8 protein-coding genes are annotated in these 10,574 nt (G+C 63.8%); 7 read left to right on the forward strand and 1 reads right to left on the reverse strand.

Translation table 11 applies throughout. The annotated features are described in order from the left end of the window. Positions 1–210: 210 nt before the first annotated feature. A complete protein-coding gene (locus QZ281_RS15545) occupies positions 211–1,461 on the reverse strand; it encodes a glycosyltransferase (protein ID WP_292229906.1) in 1,251 nt (416 codons plus the stop codon). A gap of 327 nt (positions 1,462–1,788) precedes the next feature. On the opposite strand from QZ281_RS15545, the gene QZ281_RS15550 reads away from it, so the two are divergent. The 7 genes from QZ281_RS15550 to QZ281_RS15580 all read left to right on the forward strand — a co-directional run bounded on the left by QZ281_RS15550 (position 1,789) and on the right by QZ281_RS15580 (position 10,352). Further along, a complete protein-coding gene (locus tag QZ281_RS15550) occupies positions 1,789–4,926 on the forward strand; it encodes an autotransporter domain-containing protein (RefSeq protein WP_292229908.1) in 3,138 nt (1,045 codons plus the stop codon). Between the two features lie 335 nt (positions 4,927–5,261). Further along, complete coding sequence (locus tag QZ281_RS15555) at positions 5,262–5,435, forward strand: hypothetical protein (protein ID WP_292229910.1); 174 nt, start codon at positions 5,262–5,264, stop codon at positions 5,433–5,435. Between the two features lie 229 nt (positions 5,436–5,664). Beyond that, positions 5,665–8,355, forward strand: coding sequence for a magnesium-translocating P-type ATPase (gene mgtA / locus QZ281_RS15560; protein WP_292229912.1), 2,691 nt, complete (start codon positions 5,665–5,667; stop codon positions 8,353–8,355). An 85-nt stretch (positions 8,356–8,440) separates the two neighbouring features. Next, the gene (locus tag QZ281_RS15565; RefSeq protein ID WP_292229915.1) at positions 8,441–8,698 is read left to right on the forward strand and encodes a hypothetical protein; all 258 of its coding nucleotides are present in this window, start codon (positions 8,441–8,443) and stop codon (positions 8,696–8,698) included. A 139-nt stretch (positions 8,699–8,837) separates the two neighbouring features. Continuing rightward, positions 8,838–9,167 carry a hypothetical protein gene (locus tag QZ281_RS15570; RefSeq protein WP_292229917.1) on the forward strand — a complete coding sequence of 110 codons (330 nt, stop codon included), beginning with the start codon at positions 8,838–8,840 and terminating at the stop codon, positions 9,165–9,167. Beyond that, positions 9,164–9,637 carry a hypothetical protein gene (locus QZ281_RS15575; RefSeq protein ID WP_292229919.1) on the forward strand — a complete coding sequence of 158 codons (474 nt, stop codon included), beginning with the start codon at positions 9,164–9,166 and terminating at the stop codon, positions 9,635–9,637. Before QZ281_RS15570 ends, QZ281_RS15575 begins: the two co-directional genes overlap by 4 nt. A gap of 16 nt (positions 9,638–9,653) precedes the next feature. After that, a complete protein-coding gene (locus QZ281_RS15580) occupies positions 9,654–10,352 on the forward strand; it encodes an MgtC/SapB family protein (protein WP_292229922.1) in 699 nt (232 codons plus the stop codon). The last annotated feature ends 222 nt before the right edge of the window (positions 10,353–10,574 follow it).

Below are 10,574 nucleotides of genomic sequence, written 5' to 3' on the forward strand. Positions count from 1 at the left end.
GTGCCGGCCTGTCACGCCGGAGGTCGCGGGTTCGAGCCCCGTCACTCGCGCCACTTCTTTTCAGTTCAACAAGATAAAGAAGTGGCGCGCCCCGCCCTGCGGTCGTCGCAACGTGTTTTCGCACACCGTGCACATCAAGAATCATATCGAATCGACAGGCCTTGGCGCTGTCGCGCACGCCCTTGGCGACGGATTAGACCAAACGCCGCCTCAGTGGGCGGCGCGGGCCTCACCAGACCTTACGAAGGCGGCGTCGCCCGTCAGGTCGCCATAGACCATGCATAGGTCTTCAAACACGCGGTTCCACGCGAACTGGCTGACGGCCTTCTCACGCGCCGCCCGGCCGATGGCCTCGATATCGCGTTCGAACAGGGCTTCAATGGCCTGGGCATAGTCGTCAGCCTCAGCCCGCGCCGCCAGTTGCCCGACCGATTCATCGACCGTTTCTGCAACACCGCCCGCGTTGACGCCAACGACCGGACGGCCACAGGCCATGGCCTCCAGCACGATCAGGCCAAACGGCTCTTTATCATTGGCGTGCACGAAGGCGTCACAGCTGGCGATGATCTTGGCGACGGCTTTCGGGTCCGTCTCGTAGGGCATTGAGATCACGCGATCCTCGGCCGGCATTCCCGAACCAGCGCCGACCAGCACCAGATGATAGGGCGCACCCAGCTTCTGGACCGCCTCGATCAGGACATCGACGTTCTTCTCCTTGGCGGGCCGTCCGGCAAAGCACAGCAGGCGCGCGTCGGCGCCCAGGCCCAGCTCGTCCAGCAACCATTGGCGATCCCGGCGTTCGGGCCGGAAGGTGTCGATTTCAACGCCCAGCGGACGAATGACGATATTGCCTACGCCCGCCTCCTCCAGCCGTCGTGCAATAAAACGGCTAGGGGACACGACGCGGTCGAATTGAGAGAACAGTTTGGCCCAACGCTTTTGGACCGGCTTCTTGGCCCATTCGCCGAAATGCAGAGCGGCCAAACCAGCGGGATCCGAATGGCAGAAGCCGACGACCGGACACCCGACCCGCTGCCCCGCCTCCAGTGCGCCCTGCCCTGCTGTATAGGGATCGCCCGCCTCGATGACCGACGGCCTACTTGCAGCGACCCAGGCGCTCCAGCGCCTGACCGAACTGGGCCAGCGGTAACCGTCGCCGAACGGCAGCTTGGTTGCCCGCAGCCGTACAATGCCGTCAGCCGCCGCCCGATGGCGTGCGCCAGGAACAATCAGGGAATGAGCAACGCCCGGACGGTTTTCCGCCAGCCAGGCCTTCTTCGACAGGAGGTAACGCTTCACACCCCCTGAGCGCGGCGCGAACAGCATGGTGGTGTCCACCAGCCGCGGGCGATCATCATGAGAAGCGATCTTCAACGCCCTGAGCGTCTCCGCAACCTCGATATCCAGCCCAGGAATAAGCCGCAGCTCGCTTTCCTGAACTTCAAGGTCGGTCATGCTCATGAAAATCGTCTCGCCTGGTCGGGCCTGCCGAACGCCGGGGGCGTCGTTTGGATGCGTGGCGCGGATATGCGCTTGACCATTTCGCCGCCCGTAAACCCGCCCGTTGTAAAGCTCAATAGGAGCAACAAGAAATCCGTCCGATCCCAACGCAAGAACATAGGCGCAAAAGGCAGCTGAACACAGCAATCGACGCCATGTCGGCCCTCAAGGAAAATCCTATGGCCTTGCATTCGCCTCAAATTCGATAAACTTGAGGAAGGCTGGCGCATACCCTGCTAAAGGGTCGCCCATCTTGTGATCGTGTGACCACCAGGGGTTTTCTTTCGAATGCGTATTCTGCTTGCGACCGCCGTAGCGATCGCCCCCCTGTTGGCTGCTGCTGGCGCTCAGGCCGAGATTGTCATCTCGTCGGAGCGCACCACGCCGATCCGCACATCGAACGCCACCGGCACTGCAGCCGACAACGTCCGAATCGCCAGCGGCGGCAGCATCAACCTGACCAGCGGCGCGGCCGTCACTCTGGATTCGAACAATACGGTCACCGTCGATGCGGGCGGTTCGATCTCGATGCTCAAGTCCGATGACGGCGCGACCGCCATCCTGGCTCAAGGCGGACGCACGGGCGGCATCAAGCTGGACGGCGCCATCAACATCACCGACACGCTGGAAACCAGCGAGTTGCACAAACCCTTCGCCACGGGAACGGATCGCTACGGCGTCCGCGTCACCGGACCAGGCGCCTTCATTGGAAATGTCGAGGTCGGCACCGGCGGAGCGATCAAGGTCGAAGGCAACAATAGCTACGCCATGTCGATCGAATCGGCACTGAATGGCAATCTGTCGATGCTGGGCGTACTAGGAGTTGTCGGCGACAATACTTATGCGTTAAGAGCGACCGGTGCTATTGACGGCAATGTCCTCCTCGCTGGTGGCATCACTGGCACTGGACTTAATGCCCGGGGCGCTTCTTTTGAGGGCGACATCAGCGGTGGCGTGAAAGTCCGATCAGCTATTGCAACAACTGGCTATCGCTTCACCACGCCTCCTCCCGCTCGCCCTACAGGCTGGACATCAGACGACAAGAATATCTACCTCGAAGACCTCGATCCCAATGACTTGTTGCAAGGCGGCGCGGCCTTAACTATCGCCGCCAATGTCGCCAAGGGCGTCCTTCTGACCGTTGATTACGACGACAAGGGCGAGCCTGTCGCAGGGCAAACTGCTCCATCGATTGCATCCTTCGGCAGCGCACCGGCGATCCAGATCGGTTCAGAAACTCAAGCGATCACGCTTGGCGTCGCGGGTACTGGCAATGACGCCTATGGTTTCGTCAACCGTGGCACGGTAACCGGCAGCGGCATCTATACTGGCGTCAACGCCCGCGCCCTACAATTGGGCACGACAAGTGGCCAATCTGTCACCGTGAATGGCGGCGTCAGAAACGAGGGAACGATCACGGCCTCCGCAAAGGACGCTGATGCGACGACCATCTGGATAGGGTCTGGCGTTACGACTCCCACGCTGGTCAACACAAACACCATTCAGGCAGGTATCGTCGGTTCTGGCGACCATACTGCTACTGCTGTCCAGATCGGTGTGGGCGCCAACCTGCCGTCCTTCACTAACACCGGCGCGATCAGTTCCGCTATTAATGGCGACAAAGGCACGGTGTACGGGGTTCGCGACCTGTCCGGCTCCCTGAACGAGTTCACGAACAAAGGAAGCCTTGTCGTTGGGTTTGTTACAGACGCGGATAACTCCACAGCTGGCAATCGTCACGCAACGGCCATTGATCTGTCCGCCAACACGACTGGCGTAACCCTCCGTCAGGTCGCGCCTGACCAACCGGCAGACACCAAGGAAGAAGACAAAAAATTCGCCTCGATTATTGGTGACATCAAACTAGGCGATGGCGATGATCTGGTGAGTATCGAAAACGGCACAGTCGTCGGCGACATCGCCTTTGGCGCGGGCGCGGATCGTCTGAACATCTTGGGCGGGGCGACAGTATCCGGCGCAGTTACGGCCAGCGACGGCCAACTCGACATCAACATTGCCAAGGGCACGCTGAACGCGACGCAGAAGACTGCTTCTTCGATCTCCAACCTGAACGTCGGTGCAGACGGCACCCTGGTTGTCATGCTGGATCCTGCCGCAAACCAGACAGGTGGATTCAAGGTCAGTGGAAATGCGACGTTTGCAGATGGCGCTCAGCTCGGCGTCCGCTTCAACTCTCTACTCGCAGGACCGACAAAATTTGCGATCATTGAAGCTGGCACTCTCAATGTCGGCAACATTAATAAAGATCAGCTCACTGCCAACTCGCCTTATCTTTATGTCGTAACCCCTGACATCGATGTGGCAGGCGGCAAGCTGTACGTTGACGCCCGTCGCCGCACTGCCGCAGAGGCCGATCTGATCCCGGTGGAAGCCTCGGCTTTCGACGCTGTCTATGGCGCACTTGGGTCGAATGAGGCGCTGAAAAACCTTTTCCTCTCGCGTACCAGCCGTGACTCTTTCATGGACGTCTACCAACAGATGCTGCCTGATCATTCGGGCGGTCCGTTGATGTCACTGTCCGCAGGTGTGGATGCCGTGACCCGCGCCCTAACCGGCCGCAACGCCACCGCGGCACCAGGCGAAACGAGCGCATGGGTTCAGGAAATCAACTTCTACGCAGACAAGGACAAGACGGACTCCTACGGCTTCCGCTCCGAAGGTTTCGGCATCGCGGGCGGCGTAGAAAAGGGCACAAACCTCGGCGCCTTCGGCCTGTCCGCCGCCTTCACGTCTTCGGACATCAAGGAACCGGAATCCAAGGCGGAAGAAGTCCTGTCCGCCAATCTTCTGGAGCTGGGCCTCTACTGGCGCGCTCAGGGCCAGTACTGGACGACCTGGGCCCGTGCGGCAGGCGGTTACGCCAGCTTCAACGCCAAGCGTTCACTGGTCGCGGAAGGTCTGTATCTGAACAACAAGTCCGATTGGCATGGCTGGACCGCGGCGGCGGCTGGCGGCGCCTCGTATGAGCGCAACTTCGGCCGCTTGAACGTGCGCCCCGAAGTCTATGCCGAATATTTCCGCCTCTCGGAAAACGCCCGCAGCGAACAGGGCGGCGGCGACGGCTTCGACCTCGATATCGACTCGCGCGACAGCCACATCTTCTCGGCCGTGGCGGCGATGAACATCGGCTATGGCTTCGGCCAGAACGGCTGGCTGCGCCCTGAACTGCGCATCGGTTACCGCCAGAACATCTCGGTCGATGCCGGTGAAACCATCGCGCGCTTCGCCAGCGGCGGCCAGTCCTTCACCCTAAATCCCGACGCCATCGAAGGCGGCGGCCTGATCCTGGGCTTCCGTGTCAACTTCGGCAACGAACTCGGCATGCTGTCACTGACCGGCGATGCGGAATTGCTGGAAGACTACGTCCGCTACTCGCTGCTTCTGCGAGCCAGCTTTAGGTTCTGAGGCACCGAACAATCATAGGATCAGAGGTCGCCAGTTTCACCTGGCGGCCTTTTTTCTTGCCTCCACGAACCCCGATGACAATGCGATAGCGTTGCTTATACCTTGGTATAAACAGCACATCCCAAAGAGACGCCGCCGTAAACCTGTGCGGCATGGCTTAAACGCCCGGATTTGCTAGATAGAAGCTGTTCAGTCGGTGATCATCGGCTGGACGTGAACAGGAAACCCGAAATGCCAAGCGACAGTAGTCGACAGATGGCCACGCACAGGGTTTGAGACGAGGCTGAGGGATCGGTCTCGTCTTGATGGCTGTGCGGCCGTCAAGGAGTAGAGACATGAACCTCGCAATCCATGTGCGGCGGCCAGCCGCATTCGCTCATAAGCGTTCCGCCGACGTGCGTGCGCGTCCGCGCAGCACACCAAAAATCCCTCTGGCCCGCCCATGGTTCGTCCGGGCAGGGATGGTGCTGGCCGCCTATCAGGCGCGCAGCATTGAGGGTGGGTTCTGACCATGAACCGCCCGATCCGCATCCTGCGCAGGCCGCCGCATTCGGCCCTGTTGCATCCGCCGCGAGAACGCGCGCCCTAGCGGACGCCAGTGCCCCCGTGCGGGCCTGACCGACCCTGATCCTTTCCCTACCCCGGCCGTGCGTGATGCACGGCCCGGATCCTCTGTGCGCCTCGCGGCGTGCGGCGGGTTCGCGCTGCCTGTCGTCACGACAGCAGGAGACCCAAGCCATGAACATCACCGTCAAGCCCGCAGGCCAGAAGTCCCGCCCCGTCGACCGGAACAGGCTGCCCCCTGCCTGGCTTCAGTCCGACGTCGCCGTCATGCCCATTTCGTCCGACGGCCTGACCAATGAGGATGCCGCGCGTCGTCTGATGCAAGACGGGCCGAACGTGGTGGCGCGCGAGCGCCGTCTGTCGGCGCTGGTGCAGTTTGTGCTGGCCTTCAAGAACCCCTTCATCGGCGTGCTGCTGGCCCTGGCCGCCATCAGCAGCGTCACCGACATCATCCTGCCGATGCGGGCGGGCGAGGCGCCGGACTATATCGGGGTGGTCATCATCCTGGTGATGGTGGCCCTCAGCGCTGTGCTGCGTTTCTGGCAGGAGTTCCGCTCGGCCAAGGCGGCCGAGGCGCTGAAGGCGATGGTCGGCAACTCCGCCACCGTCATGCGCCGCGCCGAAGCCGGAAGCACCGGCGAACTGCGCGAAATCCCGATGGCCCAGATCGTCGTCGGCGACGTGGTCTATCTGTCGGCGGGCGACATGGTGCCGGCGGACGTGCGCCTGCTCGATTCCCGCGACCTGTTCATCAGCCAGGCCGCCCTCACCGGCGAGGCCATTCCGGTCGAGAAATATGACACCCTGGGCGCCGTCTCGGCCAAGTCCGCCGACGCGGCCGTCGACGCCGACAGCGATCCGCTGGACCACCCCAACGCCTGTTTCATGGGCACCAATGTCGTCAGCGGCACGGCGACGGCTCTGGTCGTGGCCACCGGCCCGCGCACCTATTTCGGATCACTGGCCAAGGCCATCGTCGGGTCGCGCGCCGAGACGGCGTTCGACCGGGGCGTGAACAGCGTCAGCTGGCTGCTGATCCGTTTCATGCTGGTGATGGTTCCCATCGTCCTGCTGGTGAACGGCTTCACCAAGGGCGACTGGATGAACGCCTTCCTGTTCGCCCTGGCTGTCGCGGTCGGGCTGACGCCGGAAATGCTGCCGATGATCGTGTCGTCCAACCTGGCCAAGGGCGCCATGGCGATGTCGCGCCGCAAGGTGGTGGTGAAGCGCCTGAACGCCATCCAGAACTTCGGCGCCATGGATGTTCTGTGCACGGACAAGACCGGCACCCTGACGCAGGACCGGATCATTCTGGCCCATCACTTCGACCTGTCGGGCGCAGCCGATGACCGGGTGCTGCAGCTGGCCTGGCTGAACAGCCGTCATCAGAGCGGGGTCAAGAACCTGATGGACCGCGCGGTCGTGGACTTCGCCGACCGTCGGCCGGACGCCCTGACTTCCGCCGCCGCCTATCGCAAGATCGATGAACTGCCCTTCGACTTCGTGCGCCGTCGCCTGTCCATCGTGGTCGAGAACGATCAGGGCGGTCAGGTGCTGATCTGCAAGGGCGCGGTCGAGGAGATGCTGGCCATCTCCACCGCCGTGCGCGACGGTCAGGCGACCCGCCCGCTGGACGACGCCGAGCGCCAACGCCTGCAGCAGATGGCGCGCGGCTATAACGCCGACGGCTTCCGCGTGCTGGTCGTGGCCACCCGCGCCGTGCCCGCCGATCAGGCCCGCATCCGCTATGTGGTCGAGGACGAGGCCGATCTGGTCATCGAAGGCTTCCTGACCTTCCTCGACCCGCCCAAGGAAACCGCCCGCCCCGCCATCGCCGCCCTGGCCGAGCACGGGGTGACGGTGAAGGTGCTGACCGGCGACAACGAGGTGGTCACCGCCAAGATCTGCGAGGTGGGGCTGGAGCCGGGAGAGCCGGTTCTGGGCCGCGACATCGAGGCGATGGACGACGCAACCCTGGCCCGCATGGTCGAGGAGCGCACCGTCTTCGCCAAGCTGACGCCGCTGCAAAAGTCGCGCGTGCTGAAAAGCCTGCAGGCCAATGGTCACACGGTCGGCTTCCTGGGCGACGGGATCAACGACGCCCCGGCCCTGCGCGACGCCGACGTCGGCATCTCGGTCGACAGCGGCACCGACATCGCCAAGGAATCCGCCGACATCATCCTGCTGGAGAAGAGCCTGATGGTTCTGGAGGAAGGCGTCATCAAGGGGCGCGAGACCTTCGGCAACATCATCAAATACCTGAACATGACGGCCAGCTCGAACTTCGGGAACGTCTTCTCGGTTCTGGTGGCCAGCGCCTTCATTCCCTTCCTGCCGATGCTGGCGATCCATCTGCTGATCCAGAACCTGATGTACGATTTCTCCCAACTGGCCCTGCCGTGGGACAAGATGGACAAGGCCTTCCTGACCAAGCCCCGCAAGTGGGACGCCAAGAACATCGGCCGCTTCATGGTTTGGATGGGGCCGACGTCGTCGATCTTCGACATCACGACCTTTGCGGTCATGTGGTTCGTGTTCGCGGCCAACTCGGTGCAGATGCAGTCGCTGTTCCAGTCGGGCTGGTTCGTCGAGGGCCTGCTGTCGCAGACGCTGGTGGTGCACATGCTGCGCACCCAGAAGATCCCCTTCGTTCAAAGCACGGCGGCCCTGCCGGTGCTGCTGGCGACGGCTCTGGTCTGTGCGCTGGGCATCTACCTGCCCTTCTCACCGGTCGGGGCGATGGTCGGACTGACGCCTCTGCCGCTGGCCTATTTCCCATGGCTGGTCGGAACCCTGCTGGCCTACTGCGTCCTGACGCAGGGCGTGAAGACCCTCTATGTGCGCCGCTTCGGCCAATGGTTCTGACCTACGGTTCTGATCTGAGCTGACCAACGGGCGGTCGGCAGGGTTCGCCCCCGACCGCCCCCTTTCACCGACAGGAGATGCGCCCATGCGTGATCTTGCCCATCACCGCCCCTTCGCCCTGCCCGCCATCGTCACACCCTCGCTGCTGCAAGGGGTGATTGACCGGCTGGACCTGTCCCGCCGCATCGGCTGGCCCGCTGCGGTCGCCGCCCGCCTGTTGCTCAGGATCACCCTGCTCCTGACACGGGCCAATGTCCTCAACGCCGCAGAGACGGCGGCCTTGCTTCGTGCAGCCCGTCGCCTCAACCGTCTGGCCCTGTCCAGACTGATCCTACCCCGCTGAACCCAGAGCCAGACCCGATGGACGACCCATCCAGTTGGGGCGGTCGAAAGGCCGCCCCGTTGAACCCGGCCGACACCGACTGAGCGCGGTTTCGGCCCGATGACGGCTGCCTGCCGTCGCCCTGCCGAAAGCGTTTCTCATGTCCTGCATCCTCCCCTCCTTCACCCGTCCTGCCCGCGTTCGAAATGCGGTCTTCACCCGCTACGCCTCCCTGTCCATCCTGCGCCTCGTTTGGCGTCGGCTGATCGTCCTCAGCGTCTATCTGGCGCTGCTGGGCGCCTTCTTCCTGATCGGCGTGCCGAGGGCCAACGCCGGAGCCGGGCCGCACGTCATCGACGACGCCGGGGTCGAGACGCCAGGTGCCATGTCGAAAGCTGGACGACCTGGAGCCGCAACAGCCGACTGGTCAACGCCTCGCCCGCCTGCACCTTCGAGGCCCTGCCGCGTCTGGAGATCGGCGGCGACATGATCGGGGAGCGCCAAGACGGCCGCTGGGACACGACCGTCGGACCGGCGTTGAAGCTGAACCTTGGAACCGAGGGCGCGCGCATCGACTGGGCCGTCGGCGCCGCCGCCCACTACAGCCTCCGCACCGGCGCGCTGGAGGGCGCCGCCGTCACCCTGCCTGTCACGATCAGGATCAGCGATCGCGCCCGTTTCAACGCCAACCTGGCCTGGGACCACAACCCGTCAGCCGAGCGCCGCAACGCCGCCTTCTATGGCGCCCAGATCGAATACGACCTGCGCCCCGACCTGCTGCTGATGGCGGAGACGTATCAACGTCACGCAGACCCGCTAGGCGTTCAGGCCGGGCTGCGCTGGACGCCGCACCGGGGGCCGGTGGACGTCGATCTGCTGGTCGGCCTGCCGGACGGGGGCCGTGAGACGACGCTGACGCTGGGGCTGACCTTCCGGGGCGCCGGTCCCCGCTGGAACTGAGACGAAAGGACGGGACATGCACGATTTCAACACCCTGGGGCAGGCGGTGCTGGCGCTGGGCGGCGCCTTCCTGCTGGGCGGACTGATCGGGTTCGAACGCCAGTGGCGTCAGCGGCTGGCGGGCCTGCGGACCAACACGCTGGTCGCCCTGGGCGCCGCAACCTTCGTGCAGTTCTCGGCCCAATTCGACGGCGACGCCAGCCCGACCCGTGTGGCGGCCCAGATCGTTTCCGGCATCGGCTTTCTGGGCGGCGGCATCATCTTCAAGGAGGGGCTGAATGTGCGTGGCCTGAACACGGCGGCGACCCTGTGGTGCTCGGCGGCGGTGGGGGCCATGTGCGGGGCGGGCTTCTTCTTCCACGCCGCCGTCGCCACGGCCTTCATCATCGCGGTCAACGCCCTGCTGCGGCCGCTGGTGCGCCTGCTGGATCGCCAGCCGGTCAGCCATACCGAACTGGAAAGCTGCTACGCCGTCAGTGTGGTCTGCCGCAGCGACGCAGAGGCCCATGTTCGCGCCTTGCTTCTGGGCAGGCTGGGCGAGACGCTGCACATCCGCGAACTGGTCAGCGCCGATCTGGAAGGCTCCACCAATGTCGAGGTCCGCGCCGCCATCCACGCCGAGAACCGTCAGGACCGTCTGGTCGAACAGATCGTCGGCCACCTCAGCCTGGAACCCCGCATCACCGCCGCCCGCTGGCGCATCGCCGAGGCCTGACGGACGGGCGACAAGACCGGCGCCTTGACCTAAGCTGGGCGTCAGAACGGAGATTGCAGGCTTGGCGACCGGCGCACGGATCAGATCGAACTACGCCGTCGTGCTGGCCGCGTTGATTTTCGCCGTGGCGGCCATCTTCATCGCCGACACGGTGACCGATTACGCCGTGGCGGTGGCCATCTTCCATACGGCGGTCATGCTGGTGGCGACGCGGTTCCTGGG

This window comes from Brevundimonas sp., from assembly GCF_018608325.1.
Classification (GTDB): Bacteria; Pseudomonadota; Alphaproteobacteria; order Caulobacterales; family Caulobacteraceae; genus Brevundimonas.